At 41.0% G+C, this 24,860-nt stretch carries 26 protein-coding genes and 1 pseudogene; 22 read left to right on the forward strand and 5 right to left on the reverse strand.

Going from position 1 to position 24,860, the window contains the following annotated elements; genetic code table 11:
• The 6 genes and pseudogenes from AC4HAL_RS08505 to galE all read left to right on the forward strand — a co-directional run.
• Window positions 1-114 (forward strand): annotated as a pseudogene (locus AC4HAL_RS08505) (IS30 family transposase); the annotation flags it as partial.
• Window positions 115-438: 324 nt separating this feature from the next.
• Window positions 439-1,584, forward strand: coding sequence for an acyltransferase family protein (locus AC4HAL_RS08510; protein ID WP_491093808.1), 1,146 nt, complete (start codon window positions 439-441; stop codon window positions 1,582-1,584).
• A gap of 347 nt (window positions 1,585-1,931) precedes the next feature.
• The gene (locus AC4HAL_RS08515; protein WP_491093809.1) at window positions 1,932-3,479 is read left to right on the forward strand and encodes a cation:proton antiporter domain-containing protein; all 1,548 of its coding nucleotides are present in this window, start codon (window positions 1,932-1,934) and stop codon (window positions 3,477-3,479) included.
• Between the two features lie 571 nt (window positions 3,480-4,050).
• On the forward strand, window positions 4,051-5,808 hold the full coding sequence (locus tag AC4HAL_RS08520; RefSeq protein WP_491093810.1) for a 1-deoxy-D-xylulose-5-phosphate synthase: 1,758 nt from the start codon (window positions 4,051-4,053) through the stop codon (window positions 5,806-5,808).
• A 164-nt stretch (window positions 5,809-5,972) separates the two neighbouring features.
• Entirely contained in the window at window positions 5,973-6,902 is a 930-nt protein-coding gene (locus tag AC4HAL_RS08525) for an aldo/keto reductase (protein WP_491093811.1), read from the forward strand.
• Window positions 6,903-7,094: 192 nt separating this feature from the next.
• Complete coding sequence (gene galE, locus AC4HAL_RS08530) at window positions 7,095-8,099, forward strand: UDP-glucose 4-epimerase GalE (protein ID WP_491093812.1); 1,005 nt, start codon at window positions 7,095-7,097, stop codon at window positions 8,097-8,099.
• A 243-nt stretch (window positions 8,100-8,342) separates the two neighbouring features.
• Here the strand turns inward: galE and AC4HAL_RS08535 are convergent, their stop codons facing one another.
• A complete protein-coding gene (locus tag AC4HAL_RS08535; protein ID WP_447452173.1) occupies window positions 8,343-9,107 on the reverse strand; it encodes a DeoR/GlpR family DNA-binding transcription regulator in 765 nt (254 codons plus the stop codon).
• Window positions 9,108-9,368: 261 nt separating this feature from the next.
• Between AC4HAL_RS08535 and lacA the strand changes: the two genes are divergently transcribed.
• The 8 genes from lacA to AC4HAL_RS08575 all read left to right on the forward strand — a co-directional run bounded on the left by lacA (window position 9,369) and on the right by AC4HAL_RS08575 (window position 16,278).
• Complete coding sequence (lacA, locus tag AC4HAL_RS08540; RefSeq protein ID WP_491093813.1) at window positions 9,369-9,797, forward strand: galactose-6-phosphate isomerase subunit LacA; 429 nt, start codon at window positions 9,369-9,371, stop codon at window positions 9,795-9,797.
• A 30-nt stretch (window positions 9,798-9,827) separates the two neighbouring features.
• Entirely contained in the window at window positions 9,828-10,343 is a 516-nt protein-coding gene (gene lacB, locus AC4HAL_RS08545) for a galactose-6-phosphate isomerase subunit LacB (protein ID WP_447452171.1), read from the forward strand.
• A gap of 157 nt (window positions 10,344-10,500) precedes the next feature.
• Window positions 10,501-11,481, forward strand: coding sequence for a tagatose-bisphosphate aldolase (lacD, locus tag AC4HAL_RS08550; protein WP_491093814.1), 981 nt, complete (start codon window positions 10,501-10,503; stop codon window positions 11,479-11,481).
• Window positions 11,482-11,505: 24 nt separating this feature from the next.
• Window positions 11,506-11,820 (forward strand): PTS lactose transporter subunit IIA, encoded by a 315-nt coding sequence (gene lacF, locus AC4HAL_RS08555; RefSeq protein WP_491093815.1) that lies wholly within the window; start codon window positions 11,506-11,508, stop codon window positions 11,818-11,820.
• 3 nt (window positions 11,821-11,823) lie between these two features.
• On the forward strand, window positions 11,824-13,530 hold the full coding sequence (locus AC4HAL_RS08560) for a lactose-specific PTS transporter subunit EIIC (protein WP_491093816.1): 1,707 nt from the start codon (window positions 11,824-11,826) through the stop codon (window positions 13,528-13,530).
• 11 nt (window positions 13,531-13,541) lie between these two features.
• Window positions 13,542-14,948 carry a 6-phospho-beta-galactosidase gene (lacG, locus tag AC4HAL_RS08565; protein ID WP_491093817.1) on the forward strand — a complete coding sequence of 469 codons (1,407 nt, stop codon included), beginning with the start codon at window positions 13,542-13,544 and terminating at the stop codon, window positions 14,946-14,948.
• 192 nt (window positions 14,949-15,140) lie between these two features.
• The gene (locus AC4HAL_RS08570) at window positions 15,141-16,037 is read left to right on the forward strand and encodes an aldose 1-epimerase family protein (RefSeq protein ID WP_491093818.1); all 897 of its coding nucleotides are present in this window, start codon (window positions 15,141-15,143) and stop codon (window positions 16,035-16,037) included.
• Window positions 16,038-16,053: 16 nt separating this feature from the next.
• Window positions 16,054-16,278: a DUF3884 family protein gene (locus AC4HAL_RS08575; RefSeq protein ID WP_491093819.1), complete on the forward strand. Its 225-nt coding sequence runs from the start codon at window positions 16,054-16,056 to the stop codon at window positions 16,276-16,278.
• Window positions 16,279-16,421: 143 nt separating this feature from the next.
• Here the strand turns inward: AC4HAL_RS08575 and AC4HAL_RS08580 are convergent, their stop codons facing one another.
• Entirely contained in the window at window positions 16,422-16,622 is a 201-nt protein-coding gene (locus AC4HAL_RS08580; RefSeq protein ID WP_447452164.1) for a helix-turn-helix domain-containing protein, read from the reverse strand.
• 379 nt (window positions 16,623-17,001) lie between these two features.
• Here AC4HAL_RS08580 and AC4HAL_RS08585 point away from each other — a divergent pair, with 379 nt between their 5' ends.
• The 7 genes from AC4HAL_RS08585 to AC4HAL_RS08615 all read left to right on the forward strand — a co-directional run bounded on the left by AC4HAL_RS08585 (window position 17,002) and on the right by AC4HAL_RS08615 (window position 21,676).
• The gene (locus AC4HAL_RS08585; protein WP_491093820.1) at window positions 17,002-17,616 is read left to right on the forward strand and encodes a hypothetical protein; all 615 of its coding nucleotides are present in this window, start codon (window positions 17,002-17,004) and stop codon (window positions 17,614-17,616) included.
• The gene (locus tag AC4HAL_RS08590) at window positions 17,607-18,059 is read left to right on the forward strand and encodes a hypothetical protein (protein WP_491093821.1); all 453 of its coding nucleotides are present in this window, start codon (window positions 17,607-17,609) and stop codon (window positions 18,057-18,059) included. Before AC4HAL_RS08585 ends, AC4HAL_RS08590 begins: the two co-directional genes overlap by 10 nt.
• A 17-nt stretch (window positions 18,060-18,076) precedes the next feature.
• Window positions 18,077-18,691, forward strand: coding sequence for a hypothetical protein (locus AC4HAL_RS08595; protein WP_491093822.1), 615 nt, complete (start codon window positions 18,077-18,079; stop codon window positions 18,689-18,691).
• A complete protein-coding gene (locus AC4HAL_RS08600; RefSeq protein ID WP_491093823.1) occupies window positions 18,682-19,998 on the forward strand; it encodes a hypothetical protein in 1,317 nt (438 codons plus the stop codon). The genes AC4HAL_RS08595 and AC4HAL_RS08600 overlap by 10 nt, the downstream gene beginning before the upstream one ends.
• A gap of 8 nt (window positions 19,999-20,006) precedes the next feature.
• Window positions 20,007-20,303 (forward strand): hypothetical protein, encoded by a 297-nt coding sequence (locus AC4HAL_RS08605; protein ID WP_491093824.1) that lies wholly within the window; start codon window positions 20,007-20,009, stop codon window positions 20,301-20,303.
• A gap of 25 nt (window positions 20,304-20,328) precedes the next feature.
• Window positions 20,329-20,646, forward strand: a complete 318-nt coding sequence (locus tag AC4HAL_RS08610) for a hypothetical protein (protein WP_491093825.1) — start codon at window positions 20,329-20,331, stop codon at window positions 20,644-20,646.
• A 310-nt stretch (window positions 20,647-20,956) separates the two neighbouring features.
• On the forward strand, window positions 20,957-21,676 hold the full coding sequence (locus AC4HAL_RS08615; protein ID WP_491093826.1) for a Sir2 family NAD-dependent protein deacetylase: 720 nt from the start codon (window positions 20,957-20,959) through the stop codon (window positions 21,674-21,676).
• Window positions 21,677-21,765: 89 nt separating this feature from the next.
• Here AC4HAL_RS08615 and AC4HAL_RS08620 read toward each other — a convergent pair whose 3' ends face one another.
• The 3 genes from AC4HAL_RS08620 to AC4HAL_RS08630 form a co-directional block, all read right to left on the reverse strand.
• Window positions 21,766-22,167 (reverse strand): PaaI family thioesterase, encoded by a 402-nt coding sequence (locus AC4HAL_RS08620; protein WP_491093827.1) that lies wholly within the window; start codon window positions 22,165-22,167, stop codon window positions 21,766-21,768.
• Window positions 22,168-22,178: 11 nt separating this feature from the next.
• The gene (locus AC4HAL_RS08625; RefSeq protein WP_491093828.1) at window positions 22,179-22,544 is read right to left on the reverse strand and encodes a thioesterase family protein; all 366 of its coding nucleotides are present in this window, start codon (window positions 22,542-22,544) and stop codon (window positions 22,179-22,181) included.
• Window positions 22,545-22,672: 128 nt separating this feature from the next.
• Window positions 22,673-23,119, reverse strand: a complete 447-nt coding sequence (locus AC4HAL_RS08630) for a DUF1694 domain-containing protein (protein ID WP_491093829.1) — start codon at window positions 23,117-23,119, stop codon at window positions 22,673-22,675.
• A gap of 201 nt (window positions 23,120-23,320) precedes the next feature.
• Between AC4HAL_RS08630 and eno the strand changes: the two genes are divergently transcribed.
• The gene (gene eno, locus AC4HAL_RS08635) at window positions 23,321-24,622 is read left to right on the forward strand and encodes a surface-displayed alpha-enolase (protein WP_447452153.1); all 1,302 of its coding nucleotides are present in this window, start codon (window positions 23,321-23,323) and stop codon (window positions 24,620-24,622) included.
• Window positions 24,623-24,860 lie beyond the last annotated feature (238 nt).

A 24,860-nucleotide genomic window follows, 5' to 3' on the forward strand; every position in this document is an offset into this window, starting at 1 on the left:
ACCATTTTATCAGCTATAGCTGATAGGAGAAACAAGATTCCTAGAAAATCTCTAAATTATCAAACACCTTATCATGTTTTTCTGAGTCAGGTGAAACTGTCCAACTTAATTTGACAATTTAAGAAATAAAATGAGATAATTGCGAGTCTATCTATTTGATGGGGAAATGTCAAATTTTGGCGAGACAGATAGGTCAGTTGACTATGGAAAATTCAGTATGATTGAGAAGGGGTCGGAATACGAATGATAAAACTTGCGTGAATGTCTGGCAGCCCATGCGTCTAATAATGGACGTCGAGCCAGATTATTGATAAACTGAAACGTGATAGTTTTACAGCTACAATAAAATTCGTCAAGGCTTCCTTGCAGATCAATAGTCAGTTCTGTCTTATTGGAAGATGGTCAGCAGAGAGTGTAATCGTAAAATAAGAGACTAAGATGGAAATAAAAAAGAAAATAAGACGTTCAAATATAGAGTTATTACGCATTGTAGCTCTGTTTATGATTATTATGTATCATATCGTCAGACACTGTATCAGGGTTCAGCTGGTATCCCCTGAAGACTTGGGGAGAGAGGCAGTAGAAATCTTTAATCAGCCTGTCTTCTATCCCCGCCTGTTAATTTTAAATGTTATTATGACCTTTGGCAGTATTGGCAATGCCTTATTTATCCTAGTTTCTGGATATTTTATGGCCAATAGGGATCCTGATACTATTCAGATTGGAAAGATTTCCAAGAAGCTGCTCTATCAACTTTTATTTGCGGCTACCTTATTGACCTGCCTTTCTCCTTGGCTGCATTATCTACGTCCAGATATATTCTCAGGCCTGCAGCGATTTATGCGGATCAATGAGCGATTTTGGTTTGTCGGTTATTATTTTGTTGTGATTCTTTTTGGGAAACTGTTCTTAAATAAGTTTCTCAAACAATTGGATTACAGACAGTATGCCAGTTTTCTTCTTGTCTTTTTAGCTTTGATAACTTTTTCTTGGACCAATCATATTATGAGGTCTTTTGCGACGGGGTTAGAGGTTTTCTTGACGGGGGTCTTTCTCTATTCCTTTGCAGGATTTGTTAGGAGGTTTGATGTCCTTGCTAAGGTGCGGACCTATGTTTTATTCCTCCTTCCTATATTAGTTTATGCTCTGGTCTTGATTTCTGGTTACAATACGGTTGTAACTAAGATTCAAACCTACATAAGGAGTGAATCTCCAGAAGTCTTTCTCCAGCGTATTCCCAACTTTAATAATAGTAGTTTAGTCGTTATTGTCGTTGCTATCTGTATTTTTGAGCTTTTCCGACGACTGTCGCTACCAGACAGCAGATTAATAGCCTTTTTGGGACAGTCGACCTTTATGGTCTACCTTGTCCATGACAACCGTTTCTATTATGAACTTTGGAATCTCAGAGACTGGGTAACGACTTTGGCAGCCAGTCCAACAATCTTTATTATCCAGTTGATAAAATGGACTATCTATACCTTTGCGACCGGTGTGCTTGCTTATATCTTATATGCACTGCTGCACCTTATCTTGAGACGAAACAAATGGCTGTTGCTGAGATCTGAAAAGAAAATAACATAAATAAGCTATATTTTGCTATAGGCTATATTAGGGCCTGTGGCAATTTTTAGCCCTTAACACGAGAGTAGATAGCTTTTATCAGTTGTCAGTATAGTCTAAGTAGCGATGCTTTGTAGGATCATTTAATTGAACTCATTGGGTAGCTTCTATGTTTGTTATGGTGCTCCAAGTGTTTGCTAGGGGTTTTTGTTTATGTTTTTAACTCCTCCTGTGATTCTAGCTTATTTTTAAGTCTAGCCCTACAGCCCTTCTTTCTAGCGTCCTATCTGCTGAAATGTTATAATACGGACTGGTTGATCATTTGTTGGGCTGATTTGATTAGTCTGGCTTAGATAGTGGAGAGTAGTATGATAGAAACATTTATTTCACTAACTATTATGACCTTTATATCAGCGGTGACACCGCTTGTGGCTCGTCTGATTCCTAGACAGATTGTGCCAGAGCCTGTACTCTTAATCGCTGCTGGAGCTTTTTTGGGGCCGTATGCTTTTGGTCTGATTAATTCAGATAGCGAAGCTTTAAAACTCTTATCTGATTTAGGCTGTGCCTTTCTCTTTTTACTGGCGGGGTATGAAATCGATCCCAAGGTTATCATCGGTAAAGAAGGAAAGAAAGGGTTTTCCACTTGGGTGGTAACCTTTGCGATTGGTTTAGCAGTAGCCATTATCATGCCTGATATCGCATCGGGAAAGCAGGGATTGATTGCGACAGCTTTGCTTTTTACAACTACAGCGCTTGGGACACTCATGCCCATTCTGGAAGAGAGGGGGTTGACTGGTACTTATATTGGTAATATTATCATTGCTTATGGAACCTGGGGTGAGCTAGCGACGGTGATCGCAATGGCTATTTTGCTCTCGGCGCGCAGTACCTGGCAGACAGCAGCTATTTTAGGTGGCATGCTGCTGTTATGCATTTGGCTAGCTGCCCTAGGAAACCGCGCAGTTCAAGGTGGCGGTGCTCTTTATGAATTTTTGAAATCTAAGGCAGACACTAATTCACAGATGACTGTACGCATTACCATTCTCTTAATGATTGTACTTGTCGCCTTCTCAGCTATTTTTGATCTTGACATCGTTTTAGGAGCTTTTGCTGGGGGATTTGTCTTACGTTTCGTGCTTCCTGAGGACAGTCATTTGCTGGAAAAGAAACTCAATGGCATTGCCCATGGCTTTTTGATTCCTCTGTTTTTTGTCATGTCCGGCTGTACAATTGACTTAATGGCGGTTTCTGAACGTCCTGGACTCCTCCTTGCCTTTATTTTGGCCTTGATTTTAATCCGAGCTCTACCGATTATTTTTTCTCTGTCTTTGGAGAAGGACCCAGACCGAAAATTATCCTTGCATAATCGATTTTCAGTTGCCTTTTACTGCACAACAGCCCTGCCTTTGATTGTAGGGATCACTGGAATTGCTGTTAAGGACGATTTTATGTCCAGCGAGATTGCCTCTGTTTTAATTGCTGCCGGAGCTATTACTGTTTTTCTAATGCCGTATTTAGGAGCTCTCGCTTATAGGGTTGTGGATGCAGAGCCAATCAGTGCAGTGAGAGAGATCTTTCACTCGCCAAGAGAAGTCAGTGCTATTTTGCACAGACATTTTGAGCAGGAAAGAGAGTGGACTCGGCGGTATCAGGATTATGCTGCTAAGCGGATCGCTTGGGGTCTCGATTCTATTCAAAATCCTGATGAACGTAAGGAGATGAGAGACATCCTCATGAAAAATCGTGAGGAATTTCAGACTTTTCGTCGAAAGCAGCTGGCGCATCAAAAAGATTTATATGCTAAGCAGGCAGAATCTGTCAAAGAGGTCTATAAAAAGTACCATGATGGTGATGTGCCTAATGATCATTTTTTACGGCTGCTAGAAAACAAGCATTATAAACAGGATGATTAAAAGTCAGCTCTAGTCTGGTTGATAAACGGGCGGTGATTTTTAAAGATGGCTAGGGGAATCTGGCTAGCTGTAAGTCTAAATCTAAGTAACAAAGAGAGCTATGGGCTTGTTTTTGACAGCCTGCAGCTCTTTTTTGTGAAAGTTCCTGCAAACCGACTCTATTTTAGTACCCCTTATCGCTTTATACTTACTTCCAAAGAAAACCGCATTAAATTAGGTGGCAAGTTGCAGACGGCCTGAGGTTGAATAAAAAGCAATTAAGTTTTTGAATAAATTCTTGATAAGGGCCGGCTGACTTTACTATCGGCGAAGACCTACACAACAAAGGCAAGGATATTTTAAAATATGAGCAAGTCTATGTCGTGCCTAGCCCTGAATGCTGATTTGATGGAGGTCAACTATTATACTTAGTAGGTTATGTTGAAAATGCCAGATATTGAAAGTCAGAAAACATTATTTTTATGTAAAAAACGTTCATACTACTGTTTTAAGAGGATTTAGAACAGACTTGACTTGGAGTTAACTCTAAGGGGTATACTAAAATTAGTCTATAAAGAAAGGGTTTGTAATCATGTTAGAAAGAATTCAGTCACCCGCTGATTTAAAAGATTTAACAACTGATGAATTGCAAGCGGTCGTCGATGATGCTCGCAGGGTTCTTTTGGAAAAGCTCAGTCAACACGGCGGTCATAACGGTCCCAATCTGGGGATGGTTGAAATGACAGTAGCGATGCACTATGTTTTTAATTCGCCGATCGATAAGTTTATTTTTGACGTTTCCCACCAGACCTATGTTCATAAAATGCTGACAGGGCGCAGCCAAGCTTTTATGGATCCAGATCATTACGATGACGTTTCGGGCTATACAAATCCTAGGGAGAGTGATCATGATTTATTTACGGTTGGTCATACATCGACCTCCTTGGCTTTAGCCTCAGGTGTGGCACGGGCGCGTGACCTGAAAGATGAGACTTACAATATAGTAGCTGTTATCGGAGATGGCTCATTGTCTGGCGGTCTTGCTTACGAGGGCCTTAACCAGATTGCAACATCAGGTACCAATACCATTGTGATTGTCAATGATAACGATCAATCGATTGCTCCTAATCCCAAGGGTGGTATTTATACGGCCTTGCGCAGTTTGCGTAAAACCAAAGGCCAAGCAGCAGATAATATTTTCCGTGCACTTGGGTTTGACTATCATTATCTTGATGAAGGAAATGATGTCCAAGCCTTAATTGCTCTTTTTCAAACAGTCAAGGACGCCGATCACCCTGTTCTTCTACATGTTCATACGATGAAAGGAAAGGGATTTAAACCGGCTGAAGTCAATCGTTCGAGTTTCCATGCCGGCGGGCCATTTAGTCTAGAGACAGGGAAGTATCTGAAGCAGGTCAGTGATAAGCCTACCTACAATAGTGTCACAACAGATTTTGTTGCTGATAAGATTGCTAAGGATCCTAGCGTCATTGTGCTCAATGCCGGAACGCCTGGTATTATTCTGTCTATGGAGCAGCGTCAGAGTGCGGGACGTCAATTTGTTGATGTGGGCATTGCTGAGGAGCAGGCAGCAACAATGGCAACGGGCCTGACTAAGAATGGCGCTAAACCTGTCTGGGCTGTAACTTCGACCTTTTTCCAACGTACTTATGATCAGCTTTCCCACGATATGGCACTGAACAATCAGCCGGCTACAATCTTGGTGTACGGAGCTTCTTCTCAAGCTATGAATGATGAGAGCCATCTTGGTTTCTTTGATATTCCTTTCTTGTCTCACATTCCTAACATGGTTTATTTGGCTCCAACCAATAAAGAAGAATACCTAGCAATGCTGGAGTGGGCAATTGAGCAGCAAAAACACCCGGTTGCCATCCGTGTACCAGTTGGTGATTTGAAAGAGACTGGAGTGCCTGATGGAACCGATTATTCCATTTTGAATAAAAATCTAGTTACTCAAAAGGGAGAGGATGTTGCCTTATTTGGTCTTGGTAATTTCTATCATATAGCTTCTGATCTAGCGGCAGTATTGCAGGAAAAACATGGCATTAGAGCAACTCTTGTTAATCCAAGATTTGTAACGGGACTGGACAAAGCGCTCTTGGACTCCCTATCAGCAGATCATCAAGTAGTTGTCACCTTAGAAGACGGCCTGCTTGAAGGTGGCTATGGTCAGACCATCGCTAGTTATCTGGGAAATACCGATCTCAAAGTACAAAACTATGGTATTGATAAGCATTTCCATGATCGCTATGACCGTCAGGCCTTGCTGGCGCAAAATGGTATCACCCTTGATAACATCGTTGATAATATCTTGGCAGTTCTGAATTGATAAAGGCGACTGTGCTAATGCTTGATTGTTTTGAGGGATTGTACTATGATGTGGTTAGCTGTAGTCTAAGTTTATGGCGCTGATATCAGCTCTGCTAAACTAGTTCTTTAGCTGTTATTGAGTTTTGCTATAAAAATTTTTATATCCGGTAAGGAGGAGACATTATGAAAACACTGAATATTGTTAAAGGGCCACAAGAAGTTCCCGCTATTATTCAGGGATGTATGCGGATGCCTGAATTAAGCAAGGAAGAGGCTGCTGAGGTTATCCGTGCCGCTTATGATGCTGGCATCACCTTCTTTGATCATGCTACCTGTTATGGAGAAGATGGTGAAGCAGAGCGCCGATTTGGCCAAGCGTTTGCCCTGACGGGACTCAAGCGTGAAGATATCTTCCTGCAGTCTAAATGCGGTCTACGCTTTGAACGCAATGAATTTGATTGGACAAAGGAAAATATCTTAACCAGCGTCGATGAAAGTTTGGAGCGTCTGCAGACGGATTACTTAGACTCCCTTTTGCTTCACAGGCCAGATGTTCTCTTTGATCCAGAAGAAGTGGCTGAAGCTTTTGACGAATTAGAGCGCACAGGAAAGGTTCGTTATTTTGGTGTCAGCAACCTGATGCCTCTGCAAATTGAGCTACTTAAAAAGTATGTTAAGCAGCCTCTTGTCTTTAACCAACTGCAGCTTTCTTTGGAGCAATCGCAGCTCATTGATCAGCCGCTTTACATGAACAATAAGGAAACCGAAATGTCTGTCAACCGTGATGGTGATGCTCTTGATTACTGTCGTCTGCATGACATTACCATTCAAGCTTGGTCACCGCTTCAATATGGTTTCTTTGAAGGAACTTTTGTTAATAATCCTAAGTTCCCAGAACTAAATGAAGTTTTGGAAAAATTTGCTCAGCGTGAAGGCGTTACAAAAGCAGCCATCGCTTTGGCTTGGATTTTGCGTCACCCTGCTAAGATGCAGGTCATCATTGGCAGTATGAATCCGCAGCATATTGAAGAGGCCGCTCAGGCAAGTAAGGTAACTTTGTCCCATCATGATTGGTATGAACTCTACTTAGCTTCTGGGAAATATTTACCATAAAAAAAACTAATGAAGGCTCTGTTCGGATGAATAGGGCTTTCGTTAGTTTTTTGCTGGAATGAAAATTAGCTGTGCTTGAGGAGGTTGAAATAAATGATAGAACTCAGTATAATAGTTTCGTGATGAAGTCCTCGATTTAAGAAAAACTCCAGATAGAAAGGAAGGGCTTTTGCCCTAAAGTAGTGATAACCTATGGCAGTTTTAGTTCTTGGAGGAGCCGGTTATATTGGCTCTCACATGGTGGATTACCTAGTCCAAAAAGGGCAGGAAGAGGTTGTAGTGGTGGACAGCCTAGTGACAGGTCACCGGGCTGCTGTCCATCCATCTGCCAAGTTTTATCAAGGAGATCTAGCAGATCAAAATTTCATGCGGCAGGTCTTCAGGGAGCATCCTGACCTTAATGCGGTTATTCATTTTGCGGCTTTTTCTCTGGTGGCCGAGTCCATGGAGAATCCCCTTAAGTATTTCGATAACAATACAGCCGGAATGATTAAACTTTTAGAAGTCATGCATGAGTTTGAGATCAAGCATATCGTTTTCTCGTCAACCGCAGCGACTTATGGCATTCCAGAAGAAATTCCTATCAAGGAAACAACGCCACAAAGACCTATCAATCCTTATGGCGAAAGCAAATTGATGATGGAGACCATTATGAAATGGTCCGATCAGGCTTATGGTATTAAGTTCGTGCCTTTGCGTTATTTTAACGTAGCTGGGGCTAAGCCAGATGGTTCTATCGGTGAAGACCATGGACCTGAAACCCACTTGCTGCCAATCATTCTTCAAGTAGCTCAAGGGGTGCGAGAAAAAATCATGATTTTCGGGGATGATTACGATACTCCAGATGGCACTAATGTTCGTGACTACGTTCATCCCTTTGACTTGGCCTCAGCTCATTTACTCGCCCTAGGTTATTTGCGTCGAGGCAATCCCTCTACCGCCTTCAATCTAGGTTCGGCGACAGGCTTTTCTAACCTGCAGATTTTAGAAGCTGCTCGCAAGGTCACAGGCAAGGACATTCCTGCCGAAAAGGCTGACCGCCGGTCTGGAGATCCTGATACCCTTATAGCGGATTCCACCAAGGCCAGAGAGGTTCTCGGCTGGGCACCTGAATTTGATAATATCGAAAAAATTATCCAAACTGCTTGGGCCTGGCACTCCAGCCACCCAAAAGGCTATGATGATAGAGATGAATAAGACGGTAAAAATTTCAGCCATGTTGCTATACATTTTAGTAGCTAGGAGATAGCTAATAAAAATCAGTAGCATAGCTAGATGAAACAGAGTTTATGTGTGTTAAAGCGCTGACTTGCATTTTTAAACATGAAAAGGCCACTAGGTTCAACCCTAATGGCCTTTTTGCTTGTGGTTTTAAATGGATTTTTGGCTTTCCCAAAGGAAGCCCAAGCTGCTGGAGCTGGCTTTGTTTGCTCAACTAAGCTACTCTTCATTGGCTTTTAAAACATGAGTTATTTTCTCATATTCGGTCTTTATATTGTCGCTTAGTTTTCCATCAGTGATGACATAATCAAAATTACTGGTCTTATAAAAAACAAAGAAATCGTAAGAATTAAATTTCTGGTGGTCAACCAGCAGAAACTTTTCTATGGCTTTATTGAGAGCCAGCTCTTGGATGGTACCTTCTGATTCGCTGTAGGTTGCTACAGCATCTCTGTAGATGGCGTTGGCACTGATAAAAGCTTTGGAGAAGGTCAGTGAGGTAACATTGGTGCTGGCAAGGGAGCCTACAAAGGCTCCTGTAACCGGTCGATATTCGCCACCAATCAGTAAAAGATCAATATTGGAACTATCTTTTAAGATATCAAAAATGGGCAGACTATTAGTAATAATACGCAAATTGCGATCTACTAGTTCTTGTGCTAGAAACTCCAGCGTCGTTCCAGGTCCGATAAAGATTGTTTCCCCATCTTGGATTCGCTTGGCAGTGAATGTGGCAATCTGTTTTTTTTCTGTCACTTGTACAGATTGCTTTTCTAGGTTTGTTTTTTCCTGTCGATTTAGATTATTGATACTTTGGGCACCGCCGTGGATTCTGATAAGGCGGTGCTCTTTTTCGAGTTCAGCCAGGTCGCGGCGGACAGTCATATCAGAAACTCCTAAAGCTTCCATAATATCGTTAACTGTGATGATAGTTTGTTGGGACAACTGTCCCAGTATCCAGTTTAAACGCTCTTTTTTTATCATTCATATAACTCCTGTTCATTTCTTTTGAAGCTATTATAGCATAACGAAATCTAAATATCACATTTATAAACAAAAAAGAACAAAATTATTTCAAAAAGATCTGCAAAAATATCTCGTTAAAATAGCTATAAAACCAATAAAGTAAGGGATTACAGAGTTGTTTTTAAAACGAACAAAAATGATCAGTTTTTTCTTGACAAAATGTTTGCAATAGTTTATTATTACCATGTAACAAACAAAAACAAACAAAGGAGAACGAAGATGGCTATTGTACTTGGTGCCGATAAGGCAGGAGAAAGACTAAAAGAGCTTATCAAGGTTTATCTGCAAGAAAAAAATCTTGATGTCCTTGATGTTAATGATGGAGCTCAAGAGGATTTTATTGACGTAACCTTAGCAGTTGCTAGCAAGGTTAATGAAACAGATGACAATTTAGGTATAGTAATTGATGCTTACGGAGCTGGTCCCTTCATGGTAGCAACCAAAGTTAAAGGGATGATTGCAGCAGAAGTATCGGATGAGCGCTCGGCTTATATGACACGTGCTCACAATAATGCCCGCATAATTACTATGGGAGCTGAAATTGTCGGTGATGAGTTAGCTAAGAATATTGTTAAAGGTTTTGTCGAAGGCCACTACGATGGCGGCCGCCACCAAATTCGTGTGGATATGCTTAATAAGATGTGCTAAGAGAAGTAACTTGAACTGGAGGATCTAAAAATGAAAATTGCTATCGGTTGTGATCATATCGTCACAGATGAAAAAATGGCTGTCTCAGAATTTTTAAAATCAAAAGGGTATGAGGTACTTGATTTTGGAACCTATGACCATGTTCGAACCCACTATCCTATCTTTGGGAAAAAGGTCGGCGAAGCTGTTGTCAGCGGTCAAGCTGATCTTGGCGTTTGTATCTGTGGTACTGGTGTTGGTATTTCTAACGCAGCTAATAAAGTACCAGGGGTACGTTCTGCATTGGTTCGTGATATGACCTCTGCCCTTTATGCTAAAGAAGAACTTAACGCTAATATTATCAGTTTCGGTGGAAAAATTACCGGTGGTCTTCTAATGAATGATATTATTGAGGCTTTTATCAAGGCTGACTACAAAGAAACCGACGAAAATAAAAAATTGATTGCAAAAATTTCTCATCTGGAAAGCTCAAATGCTAATCAGGCTGATCCAAATTTTTTTAAAGAATTTTTGGACAAGTGGGATCGCGGAGAGTACCACGACTAATGCTTATACTCTTTAAAAATCAGAATAATGTACTGTTGACTTCACTGTAATCGGGCATTGTCCACAGACTATCACTCAGTTGGATTTTGATTTTCCTTTGGGTATTAATAAAGAATTATAGACCGTAAGCTTAATCTAGAATATAAGAGGAGTAAAAATGGTATTGACAGAACAAAAACGTAAGTATATGGAGAAATTAAGCGATGATAAGGGAATCATCTCAGCTTTAGCCTTTGACCAACGCGGTGCCTTGAAACGTTTGATGGCTGAGCATCAGGATGAGGAACCTACTGTTGCGCAAATGGAAGAGTTAAAAGTCTTGGTTGCGGAAGAATTGACTCCTTATGCGTCATCAATGCTCTTGGATCCAGAGTACGGCCTGCCTGCAACGAAGGCTCTTGCGGAAAATGCAGGTCTCTTGCTGGCTTATGAAAAAACAGGTTACGATACCTCAAGTACCAAACGTTTGCCAGACTGCTTGGATGTCTGGTCCGCTAAGCGTATCAAAGAACAAGGGGCAGATGCTGTTAAGTTCTTGCTTTATTATGATGTAGACAGTTCTGATGAGCTTAATCAGCAAAAACAAGCCTATATTGAACGCGTTGGTTCTGAATGTGTGGCAGAAGATATCCCATTTTTCTTAGAGATTCTAGCCTACGATGAAAAGATTGCCGATGCAAAGAGTCCTGAGTATGCTAAAGTTAAACCTCATAAGGTTATTGAAGCAATGAAGGTTTTCTCTAATCCACGCTTTAACATTGATGTGCTTAAGGTTGAAGTTCCTGTTAATATGAATTATGTTGAAGGTTTTGGTGATGGAGAAGTTATCTATAGCAAAGCAGAGGCGGCAGCTTTCTTTAAACAGCAGGACCAAGCAACTAACCTTCCCTATATTTACCTGAGCGCTGGTGTATCTGCTAAATTGTTCCAAGATACGCTTGTTTTTGCTCATGAATCGGGAGCAAACTTTAACGGTGTTCTTTGCGGCCGCGCTACTTGGGCAGGCAGTGTCAAAGATTACATCGAAAAGGGAGAAGAGGCTGCTCGTGAATGGCTGCGGACAACAGGGTTCCACAATATTGATGAACTCAATAAAGTGCTGCAAGAGACAGCAACATCATGGAAAACAAAAGTTTAATGTTTTTAAAAAGGAGGAATCACCATGAACAGAGAAGAAGCAACTCTACTGGGGTTTGAAATTGTGGCCTACGCTGGGGATGCGCGTTCAAAATTACTTGAAGCTCTAAATGCAGCCCAGCTGGGAGACTATTCTAGGGCTGATGAACTAGTATCAGCGGCAGAAAGCTGTATTGCCGATGCGCATAATGCTCAGACAAGCCTTTTGACCAAAGAAGCGCAAGGCGATGCAATTGAACTGAGTGTTACCTTAATGCACGGTCAAGATCATTTGATGACAACCATACTGCTGAAAGATTTGATGAAGCACCTAATTGAATTATATAAGAGAGGGAACTAAAATATGAACACATTGATTGCTCAGATTGAAAAAGGAAAACCTTTCTTTGAAAAGATTTCCCGGAATATCTATCTGCGTGCTATTCGTGACGGCTTTATTGCTGGTATGCCTGTTATCTTATTTTCCAGTATCTTTATCCTGATTGCCTACGTTCCAAATTCTTGGGGCTTTCATTGGAGTAAAGAGATTGAAAATCTTTTGATGACGCCCTATAACTATTCTATGGGTATTCTTGGTTTCTTTGTTGCAGGAACAACAGCCAAGGCTTTGACAGATTCTATGAATCGTCAGCTAGAAGATACCAATCAGATGAACTTCATCTCAACGATGCTGGCATCTATGGTTGGATTTCTTATCATGGCAGCAGAACCAGCAAAAGAAGGTGGCTTCCTAAGTGCTTTTATGGGAACAAAGGGGTTGCTGACAGCTTTTATCGCAGCCTTTATCACGGTTAACATTTACAAGGTCTGTGTCAAAAATAATGTGACCATTCATATGCCTGAGGAGGTACCGCCTAATATTTCCCAAGTCTTTAAAGATTTGATTCCATTCACCTTGTCAGTTGTTGTTCTTTATGCTCTTCAGCTGCTTGTTCAGCAGTTCCTGGGTGTTAATGTTGCCGAATCAATCGGAACTCTCTTGGCGCCTTTGTTCTCAGCTGCGGATGGTTATGTCGGAATTACCTTTATCTTTGGAGCTTTTGCCTTCTTCTGGTTTGTTGGTATTCATGGTCCTTCTATTGTTGAACCAGCTATTGCAGCCATCACTTATGCTAATGCAGAAGTCAACCTCAATCTCTTGCGCGCTGGTGAGCATGCGGATAAGATCCTGACTTCAGGCACACAGATGTTTATCGTTACCATGGGTGGTACAGGTGCAACACTTGTTGTTCCTTTCATGTTCATGTGGTTGACTAAGTCAAAACGTAACAAGGCTATCGGACAGGCTTCTGTCGTACCTACTTTCTTTGGGGTTAATGAACCGATCTTGTTTGGTGCGCCTCTTGTCCTCAACCCAGTCTTCTTTATTCCATTCATTTTAACACCGATTGTCAATGTTTGGCTCTTTAAATTCTTTGTGGATACTTTGGGAATGAACAGTTTCACTTCCAATCTGCCTTGGGTAACACCAGCGCCTCTTGGTTTGGTTTTGGGAACGAATTTCCAAATTCTATCCTTTATCCTTGCCGCCCTCCTGATTGTGGTTGATGTTGCCATCTACTATCCATTTGTTAAGGTCTATGATGAACAAATCTTGGCAGAAGAAGCCTCAGGTCAGTCAACTTCTGCTGCCCTCAAAGAAAAAGTTGCCGCTAACTTTGACACTAAAAAAGCAGATGCTATTCTTGAAAATGCCGGTGCTACTGAAGAAGCGGCAGATAGTACAATCACCGAACAAACAAATGTCTTAGTTTTATGTGCTGGTGGTGGGACCAGCGGTCTCTTAGCTAATGCTCTCAATAAGGCAGCAGCAGAATATGGAGCACCTGTTAAAGCAGCTGCCGGTAGCTACGGTGCTCACCGTGAAATCCTGCCGCAGTATCAGTTAGTTATTCTGGCACCGCAAGTGGCTTCTAACTACGATGATATGAAGGCTGAAACAGACAAACTTGGTATTAAATTAGCTAAGACTGAGGGAGCTCAATACATCAAGCTGACACGTGATGGTCAGGGAGCTCTGGCCTTTGTTGAAGAGCAATTTAAAGATTGAGAGGTCATAAAATGACTAAAACATTACCGAAAGACTTTATCTTTGGTGGTGCAACTGCTGCTTATCAAGCAGAAGGGGTCACCAAAGGAGAAGGTAAGGGTCCTGTTGCTTGGGACAAATATCTGGAAGATAATTATTGGTACACAGCAGAACCTGCCAGCGATTTTTACCACAAGTATCCTGTTGACTTGAAATTGGCCGAAGAATTTGGCGTCAACGGTATCCGCATTTCCATTGCTTGGTCGCGGATTTTTCCGACAGGCTTTGGAGACGTTAATCCTAAGGGAATTGAGTTCTATCACAAGCTCTTTGCTGAATGTCACAAGCGTCATGTTGAACCCTTTGTGACTCTGCACCATTTTGATACCCCAGCAGCTCTCCATGCTAATGGAGATTTCCTCAACCGGGAAAACATGGATCACTTTGTTGATTATGCAAAATTCTGTTTTAAAGAGTTTCCAGAAGTTAATTACTGGACAACCTTCAATGAAATCGGACCGATTGGCGATGGCCAGTATCTGGTAGGAAAATTTCCGCCGGGTATCAAGTATGATTTAGCCAAGGTTTTCCAGTCCCATCATAATATGATGGTTTCCCATGCCCGTGCAGTGAAAGCTTTTAAAGAAGGTGGCTACTCTGGTGAAATCGGCGTGGTTCATGCTCTTCCAACCAAGTACCCTTACGATCCGTCTAACCCAGCTGATGTGCGTGCCGCGGAGCTAGAAGATATCATCCACAATAAATTTATCCTTGATGCCACTTATCTAGGGGAATATTCGGATAAAACCATGGAAGGAGTCAACCATATCTTAGCTGTCAATGGTGGTGAACTGGATCTTCGCGATGACGATTTTGCAGCTCTTAAGGCTGCCAAGGACCTGAATGACTTCTTAGGCATCAACTACTATATGAGCGATTGGATGCAGGCTTTTGATGGTGAAACGGAAATTATTCACAATGGTAAGGGCGAAAAAGGCAGCTCTAAATACCAAATTAAAGGTGTCGGCCGCAGAGAAGCACCAACCCATATTCCAAAAACAGATTGGGACTGGATTATTTACCCGCAGGGCCTGTATGACCAGATCATGCGCGTGAAAAAAGATTATCCTAATTATAAGAAGATCTATATCACCGAAAATGGTCTTGGTTACAAAGATGAATTTATCGATCATACTGTTTATGATGACGCTCGCATTGACTATGTCAAAAAGCACTTAGAGGTTCTTGCAGATGCCATTGCTGATGGTGCCAATGTTAAAGGCTACTTCATCTGGTCCTTGATGGATGTTTTCTCATGGTCCAATGGCTATGAGAAACGCTACGGTCTTTTCTATGTTGATTTTGATACGCAGGAGCGCTACCCTAAAAAGAGTGCGCACTGGTATAAAAAGTTAGCTAAAACCCAACAAATTGATTAATCAGTAGATCTTATTGGTTTTCTGTCTTGTAACTTTCAAATATTCTCCATTATTAATTGAAATCTCCACCTAATAATATAACTAAACCCTTTTCTCAATTTCAGAAAAGACCGTAGCCAGACAAGAGTCACAGTGTTTAATTGGGGCTCTTGTCTTGTTTTGATTGAAAATATAAGCTAAGTGAGGACAATAATGACGATTACATTAAAAAATGACGAATTGGCCGTTCAATTATCAGAGTTTGGCGCTGCTCTGACATCAATCAAGGACAAGGATGGGCTTGAATATTTATGGCAGGGGGATCCTGAATATTGGAGTTCTCAAGCTCCGGTACTCTTCCCTATCTGCGGCAGCTTACGGATGAATTGGACGGTTTACAAACCAGCAAACCGCCCGCATTTTACAGGCAATATCCCTAGACATGGATTGGTTCGTAAGGAATATTTCACGGTAGATGAGATTTCTGAGGACACTGTTACCTTTTCGATAAGGCCGACAGAAAAAATGCTGAGAGCCTATCCTTATCATTTTCATTTGAAAATTAAGTACAGTTTATCGGGAAAAAGGATCCGTACGACCTACCTAGTAACCAATGAGGAAAAGGATAAGACTTTACCCTACTTTATTGGCGGTCATCCAGGCTTCAACTGTCCCCTGCTGGAAAATGACAGATATGACGATTATTATCTTGAATTTGAAGAGGAAGAAACTTGCACAATTCCGCGTTCATTTCCAGATACGGGACTGCTAGATCTCAATGACCGACTCCCCTTTTTAAATCATCAGAAAAAGCTTGACTTGGATTATCGTCTCTTTGCCCGCGATGCCCTGACACTGGATCGTCTTAAATCCCGTAGTGTCACTCTACGTTCCCATAAGCATCACAAGGGTATTCAACTAGATTTTCCAGATTTCCCCTATCTGGTACTTTGGTCTACTGTCAATCAAAGTCCTTTCGTCGCTCTTGAACCATGGAGTGGTCTGTCGACTTCCTTGGATGAGTCTGATTATTTTGAAGATAAGCGCAGTGTTAGTTTGGTCGAGCCCAAGCAAACCGATTGCAAGTCATTCAGCATTAGTATCCTTTAGAAAGCAGGTACCTGTCGTGTTAGAATCTTTAAAAGCTTTGCGAAATAAATTTATAGCAGCTGCTTTTGAAATAGTTTACCTGATTACTTTTAAAGATAAATCTCATATCCCTCAAGGGATCACGGAAATAGAATCCCCTGCCAAATGGTATATTACCAGCGGTGAAGAGTGGTACTGCCATTTCGATGATTCTCTAGAAGAGTTTAAGAAAAAATTTCTAACCCTAACAAGTCAAGTCTAGCTGAAGATCAGGTAATCTTTAGCCAAGAGCATCTTTCCTTTTCAAAATGATAAAGGAAAATAAAAGTCAGCAAATTAATATAAGACATAAAAAACAGGTAGATTTATACCCAAAGTAGGGAAAATCTGCCTGTTTCTTTTCTTCTAATCAGGAATATACTCAATGATGTCTTCAACAGGTGCCTCAAGAGCTAAACATAAATTATCTAGGGTTTTGGTCGTAATGGCTTCACCCTTTTTCATTCTGTGGATGGTGTTAGCACTGATTCCATATTTGACAATCAATTCATATTCAGTCATTGATCTTTTAAATAAGGTCTCATAAAATGGCCGATATGAAATCACGCTTACACCTCCTAACGACTATGATAGGTGTAAGATAACACACTTATTGTGTTGACTATAGTCAACTATTTGACTATAATTAAAACAAATTACTTTCAGCAAAGGAGTAATTCGTTTCTATTCTATCGAGATGGCCTGTTATCAAAAAAATTATAAGTACTTCCGAAAATTCCCGTTTTAGATATCATAACTACTCAAGAATACTGATGGGACATCATTTTAAATGATAAAATTTTGGCTTTTAGAGATCCCTTTGCAAATTTTGCGGATTGAGGAGTTTGGGCAGATTATGAGAGGTTAATGATCTTTTAACTTTATGTTATCCTATAAGGGAACTAACCCTTAGTTCATTTGTAAAATAACGTAAAGGCGGTGTTTTATGGCAAGAGGTAAAACAAGACACAAGGCTTTATGGCCTGTGTTGGGTGGTTTTATTGGTGTGATTGTTTTAATTATTGGAATAATAGGAGGACGATATTATATGGAAAAGCAAAAAGCAAGGGAGCTTTATCAACATGGATTTAGGTTGTACGAGGAACAGATTGCGACTTATATTAAAGAAAATTACTCAGGAGTGAAAAAAATTGAGTTTTCACCTATCTTTATTAGACGAGGTGGGATGCAGAATGCTCATATTGTGCCTATAATATATGATAATAAAGGAAATAAGGCATTATTAGGGACAACAATTAATAGAATTAATTATGGAGGATATGGTCTTGGCGAAGGTATTTGGTTAGATTTTGATGGTGCTACGAATGAGGAAATTATTGAACTAGAGTCGGATAATGGTTCAAAAATTGAAGTTCAAGAGTATGAAGAGCTTCCAGCTAAGGCCAAGTTTACAAGCGTAAAAGAAATTGATGATAATATAGATGCTTTGACTAAAGATAATCAATTAGATGGGGTGGAACAAGATAAAGAAGGAAGTCCTCTAGCTAAGATCGTTTATAATACTGAAATTAAGGAAGGAGATTATACCAAATGGCATTAACCGATGAAACAATGCAAGATTTACAGGGAAAGGTACAAGATAATGCATCTGCAGAACCAGGGACAAGGATAAATCTTGGAACGAAGAAAAATCCTGAGTATTATGAAGTAGTTAATTCTACGGATGGCACCACCCAAGCTGTTGCAGTAGCTCCAGTAAACAAAGATGGTTCGGTAGATTACGAACAAACCTCAATAGCTGTCTATGGTACCCAGCCTGGAATCAATGACTCAACAGGTAATGCGATTCAAGCTTTTGGTGGAATGACACCCCAGTATGATGATGTTGAAAAGTTTTATAATGATACCGAAAAGAAGGTTGATAACCACGGCGGAGAAATCACTAACATGTCTGGCTACAGTCAGGATGTAACTGACCTTAACGAACTTTTAACTTTATGTTATCCTATAAGGGAACTAACCCTTAGTTCATTTGTAAAATAACGTAAAGGCGGTGTTTTATGGCAAGAGGTAAAACAAGACACAAGGCTTTATGGCCTGTGTTGGGTGGTTTTATTGGTGTGATTGTTTTAATTATTGGAATAATAGGAGGACGATATTATATGGAAAAGCAAAAAGCAAGGGAGCTTTATCAACATGGATTTAGGTTGTACGAGGAACAGATTGCGACTTATATTACAGAGCATTATTCAGGTGTGAAAAAGATTGAGTTTTCTCCTATTTTTATCAGACGAGGTGGGATGCAGAATGCTCATATTGTGCCAGTAATTTATGATGAATATGGCAATAGAGCTTATCTAGGGCGAATGATCGGAAACAACGGGTTTATGGACTATGGGCTCCATAATGGCCTAGAGTTAGATCGTGATGGTGCCACAGATGAAGAAATCATTGAGTTAGAATCCAGTGGAAGTTCAAGAATTGAAGTTCAAGAGTATGAAAAACTTCCTGAGAAGGCCAAGCTTACAAGCGCAAAAGTAACTGATGACAATATAGGAGCTTTAATTAAAGATAATCAATTAAAGGGGCTAGAACAAAATAAATCAGGAAGCCCTTCCGCTAAGATTGTATATAATACTGAAATTAGAGAGGGAGATTATACCAAATGGCATTAACCGATGAAACAATGCAAGATTTACAGGGAAAGGTACAAGATTATGCATCTGCAGAAAAAGGTACAAAAATAAATCTTGGAACTGACGAAAATCCTGAATACTATGAAGTTGTTAATTCTACGGATGGCACCACCCAAGCTATTGCAGTAGCTCCAGTAAACAAAGATGGTTCGGTAGATTACGAACAAACCTCAATAGCTGTCTATGGTACCCAGCCTGGAATCAATGACTCAACAGGTAATGCGATTCAAGCTTTTGGTGGAATGACACCCCAGTATGATGATGTTGAAAAGTTTTATAATGATACCGAAAAGAAGGTTGATAACCACGGCGGAGAAATCACTAACATGTCTGGCTACAGTCAGTCTGGTCCTGCTGTTGCTAAAGTAGCTGCCGACCATAAAGTGGATAAAGTCACCAATTTTGCGGACTGGGGAGCTCAAGCAGCTTATGATAATGGAGATATTACCGAGGAAGATAAAAAGTATTTGGATAAACATGCCACTATCTATACTGATTCTGGTAAGGATCTAACTTGGCTCAATAAAGGTGGAAAAATTCCTTACGGGAAAAAGGTGGTTGTTGAAGGTAAACATGACCTCAATCCCATAAGTGACCATGATTTTGCATATGCTCATATCAAAGGCAACGGTCCTGATGTGAATTGGTACGTCAAGCACCACCAATTCTGTTCTGGCATGACTAAGGAGCAGGCCAAAAAGGTCGCCAAGTATCAAGCCAAGCATGACCATAATCCCTTTAAGAGCACTCAGGACTACCTAGATGAGTACAACGATACCTATGGTTCTTTTAAGAAGAAGCGCAAGGTCAAAGCTAAGAAAGGCAAAGCTAACCAAAACCTTTCAGTAGATAAGAGCAAGATGAAAAATGCCAGCGTCAGTGTCTTGACCAAGCGCCTTGGCTCTGCTTCCGGATCTGAGAAAATCCTCCTAAAGAAGGAGCTTTTGACCTCTCTGGCCAGTGAAATCAAAGAAGATGTCCAGGCTCAGGAGAAAAAGGTAACGAAGAAACAGGAAGAAGCTAAAGAAAAGATTGAGAAGATTATTGAGCGTACGCGTACTCAGGCTCTTGAGATTGCTAAGACACTGCCCGCTGGAGAAGTTGAAGCCCTGTTATCGGAGCTCTCCCTTGGGCAAGTCTGGCAGTCTGGGGTTGAAGCGGAGAATGAGACTCAAGCCCACCAGTTTGCCTCTAAGGTCACACAGTTATCAGAAAATTTGACGACTGCGGCTGACCGTATTGAAGAGACTGATAGAGAAGACGCTCAACAGATCAAACTGCTATAGGAGGAAAGATGGCAAGCTTAGAAGAAGAGATGGCCGATTTAGCTAAAGCGCAGGAAGAGTTCCAAAAAGAACAAGAACGTATCATGATAAAAGCCTTGGTTCTAACAGCCAAGGCAGAGATCCAAGAGATTGGTGAGGAGCTAAAAGCTGATTTAAAAGCTCTGGGAACAAAGATGAAATCCAAGATTGCTTCTAAAGTCAGGTCTAGTTTGGAGGCAGCTCTTCAGGGACAGGCAGCCGATGCTGCTAAGAATCAGGTAGCCAGTTTACCCGAACCTCATTTTGCCAATCCTGTTAGTCGTTAATGAATTTGATAAGGAGGTAAGAGAGATGTCTAACATGAGTTTTGATGAATTAGCAGAAGCATACGCGGGACGTATGAACGCCTACAGTGGAGCTGATCAGCAGCTGTCCGATATACAAATGGAAGTGAGACAGACCTTTGAAGCTCACCAAGATATTCTGTTGGATGCTCAGAAACGGCTGTCCGAAGACAAGAAGGTTAAGTCCTATATCGCTGAATTAGAAAGCAATCTCAATGAGTTTTGCCAGCAGCTCCAACTTAAAGGGCAGGAACTAGTGGAGATGAGAAACGGGGAAGAGAGAGTATTTAGACAAAGAGCAGCCTTTTACAACCGCGATTTGTGATAGGCCTCAAGAATGATTGGTAGCGTGTCACTGAGCCTGAAGCAAAAATATTCTTATTAGAAATAATCAGCTCTTATTTTATAAGGTATACCATATAAAAACGAACAATGATAAATTTCAAGTGATTAAAATTCTATCTTTGTTCGTTTTTCCTGTACTCGTAGCTAGAGTTTAGGTATCAAACTCTTTTTAAAGCTATCCATTGGCAATATCTGAGATAGATTCCATAGCCCTTTAAGTGTGACTGTGGCCTGAAAACGCTAAGACTTTCATTTCGTAGTATAATAAAACTAAAAGATAGGAGGCAGCTATGAACCAAAAAGACCTCGAAAAACGCATCCAATCAGCTCAGAACCCCCTTATTGTCACTGGTGCAGGTGTCTCGACCCTATCGGGGGTTCCTGACTATACCGCCATGAAGGGAATGAACCTCCATGAGCGTTATTTTCAGGCCCGTGAAATTTTATCACGTCCCTTTTTCCAAGCTTATCCTAGAGAATTCTGGCAGTGGCATAAGCAACAATTTTTACAAAGACTGGAGCCCAACAAGGTTCATCGTTGGATAGCTAAGCAGGCAGTCCCTGTCCTGACACAAAATATTGATGGCCTTCACCGTCAGGCTGGTTCAAAGGATATTATTGAATTTCATGGCAAGGCTGACAGAGGGATTTGCCAAAGCTGTTTTCAAGAAATTGATTTGCGGGATGATCAAGCTATCATAAGACATGTCCACGCCCTGCTAACCAGTGATCCTATAGCTATTCTAGCAGATCATGTCGACACGGAAATTGTCCTCTACGGAGATGCCATTGATCCTGACAATTTAGCCTTGGCAGCTCGTTGGACTCAGTTCAGTGATCTCATCCTTGTTATTGGGTCAACCTTGGAAGTCTACCCTTTGGCAGGCCTCGTTCTGCAACAAGATCCTGCAAAAATTATCTGGCTGGGTAAGGAAAAAAATGAGGTGGCAAGGAGCCACCCCGATATTGTATTTATCCAAAAAGATTTTCGAAATTTTTTTGAAGATTAATAGGAGCGCTTGACAGGCGCTTTTTTAATGAGTCAGATAGCCACTCGATTGTTTTATTACCACGCTGACCGTGGTTGATCACACACTTCCTACTGGATTGTTTCTTCCTCGTGCTGGCCAGTTACGTACATGGTAAAGCTAGCCTTGGCCATGAGTTCCTTGTCTTGATTGCTAATGGTGACATCGATGACCTTGGTGGTTCTGCCGTTATGAATGCAGCTACCTTCAATAGTTAGCTTGTCCCCTAAATTCCCTGACTTTAGGTAGTTGATACTTGATTGCAGAGTCACCGCATCAAAACCTGTCGAAATGGAGACTAGGCCGCTGATTTGGTCACACATGGCAAATAAATAGCCACCGTGCGCGTGGCCGTAGTAGTTAAGAGAAGAGCTGACAATTTCAGTCTTAATCACAACATGACCAAATTCAAATGTGTCAATGGTACCATTCTCAAAAATTTTAATTTCATGTAAGTAGTGCTCGGTTGTCATATTTATCTTCCTTAATGATTCAAATGGTTTAAAAATTGTTGGGCATCGACAGCGACGCGCTGATGTTTGGACTTGCCAATCAATTTTTCCTCTACATAAGCTTCAATATCAAATTCAAAATGACGATCCTTTACCTGGTAGTGTTTAACAAAGACCGTGACCTTGTCACCTATTTTGCTAGCAGCCAAATGCTGAACATCAATAGCTGTTCCTACAGTTGTCTGCTCCTTAGGCAAAAGGTGCGCAATTGCTAGGCAGGAAGCATTTTCCATAAATGCCACGAGAGCTGGTGTTGCTAGAACATTCAGAGATCCTGAGCCAAGGACCTTGGCGGAGTGCTGCTCATTTGTCATGTAAGTGTGCTTAAATATTGTCATAATAGTCCCTTCTTGTATTCATAAATAAGGGTGCAATAAGATTGACCAGAATAGAAAGTGATTAAGGCAAGGAGAAGTTCGTTCAGCTTATCTAAAAATTTCTTGATCTGTTGATAACAGTTCCTAGCCTATTTAAACAACCTTTTCCAGAACCCTTTACTTGCGTCTGGAGCTGCTTGCTTGGTTTCAAAGTAGGAGGAGAAGACTTTAAAAATATCCGTTTCTTCCTGATTGACAGCTTTGTCCGTATGAACGATAAGATCAAAAGGGTGTATCCCTTTCTCATTAACATTAGTAAAACTAACTCCAGCCTCTTGAGCCATCTTCATATAGAGCAGCTGGTTGCTTTGGGTAAGATTGGGGCAGGACTTAACTTTAACCGTACTGTATTGGGATTTGAGACTGGCTAAAATCTTTGGGAAAGCTGTCTTAACATCATCGCGATTGCCCATATTTTTGTCAACTGTCAGTAAGATTCGCTCCCTGAATGTTCCTAAGTACTGCCTCATTTCATCAGGATTTAGCCTAGTTTCACCGGAGGCCGCGGTCCTCAATTTCTTTTCTAAATTGTCCATAGTGTTACCTCTCTTATCACCATTTTACCACAAGATTGTTGGAAGAGATAAATAGGAAAAGAAACTGAGATAAAGCACGACTTATAATATTATTTATAATGTCAAAATCATTAATCTGAGTTTGGTTCTTGTTTGCTTATTAACAAGGATTGTGTTATGATGAGGGTGTAAAAAAATTAAACTCATAAGGAGAGTATTGTAATGTCAATTATTACTGATGTTTACGCACGCGAAGTCCTTGACTCACGCGGTAACCCAACACTTGAAGTAGAAGTTTACACTGAATCAGGTGCTTTTGGACGTGGAATGGTTCCTTCAGGAGCTTCTACTGGTGAACACGAAGCTGTTGAGCTTCGTGACGGTGACAAATCTCGCTACAGCGGACTTGGAACTCAAAAAGCTGTTGACAACGTAAACAACATCATTGCAGAAGCTATCATCGGTTACGATGTGCGCGATCAACAAGCTATCGACCGTGCTATGATTGCTCTTGATGGTACTCCAAACAAAGGTAAATTGGGTGCAAACGCTATCCTTGGTGTGTCAATCGCTGCTGCACGCGCTGCGGCTGACTACCTCGAAGTGCCTCTTTACAGCTACCTTGGTGGATTTAATACGAAAGTATTGCCAACTCCAATGATGAACATCATCAACGGTGGTTCTCACTCAGACGCTCCAATCGCTTTCCAAGAATTCATGATTATGCCAGTTGGCGCACCAACATTTAAAGAAGGTCTTCGCTGGGGTGCAGAAGTCTTCCATGCTCTTAAGAAAATCCTTAAAGAACGTGGTCTTGAGACAGCTGTTGGTGACGAAGGTGGATTTGCCCCTCGCTTTGACGGCATTGAAGATGGTGTAGAAACTATCCTTAAGGCTATTGAAGCAGCTGGTTACGAAGCTGGTGAAAACGGAATTATGCTTGGTTTTGACTGTGCTTCTTCTGAATTCTACGAAAATGGTGTTTACGACTACACTAAATTCGAAGGCGAAACTGGTGCGAAACGTACTGCTGCAGAGCAAATTGACTATCTTGAAGAGCTGGTAAACAAATACCCAATTATCACTATCGAAGATGGTATGGATGAAAATGACTGGGAAGGTTGGAAAGCTCTTACGGAACGTCTCGGTGGCCGTGTTCAATTGGTTGGTGACGATTTCTTCGTTACAAACACTGACTACCTTGCGCGTGGTATCAAGGAAGGTGCTGCTAACTCAATCCTTATCAAGGTTAACCAAATCGGTACTTTGACTGAAACATTCGAAGCTATCGAAATGGCGAAAGAAGCTGGCTACACTGCTGTTGTATCACACCGTTCAGGTGAGACGGAAGATTCAACAATCGCTGATATCGCAGTTGCAACGAACGCTGGTCAAATCAAGACAGGTTCATTGTCACGTACTGACCGTATGGCTAAGTACAACCAATTGCTTCGTATTGAAGATCAACTTGGTGAAGTTGCTCAATACAAGGGTATCAACTCATTCTATAACCTTAAAAAATAAGGTTCTATCATTAGGTTGATAGCATTATCCCTAAAGCTGCTAGGAGAGATTCTAGTAGCTTTTTCTTGTTTTTATAGATAAACTGAAAACTGTCTGTCTTGCTAGCGGCAGCTCCTAAGTTTAAAACTGCTATTTTTGTTCAAGTATTCTATCTAGTAATCTGACCGTACTGTCTAAAGGCCTATTGATTGTTTTAAAAGCGCTTGCAAAAAGGGGGAACAAAGAGTAAGATTAGGTT

The sequence above is a fragment of the Streptococcus sp. ELY_125 genome (genome assembly GCF_058314535.1).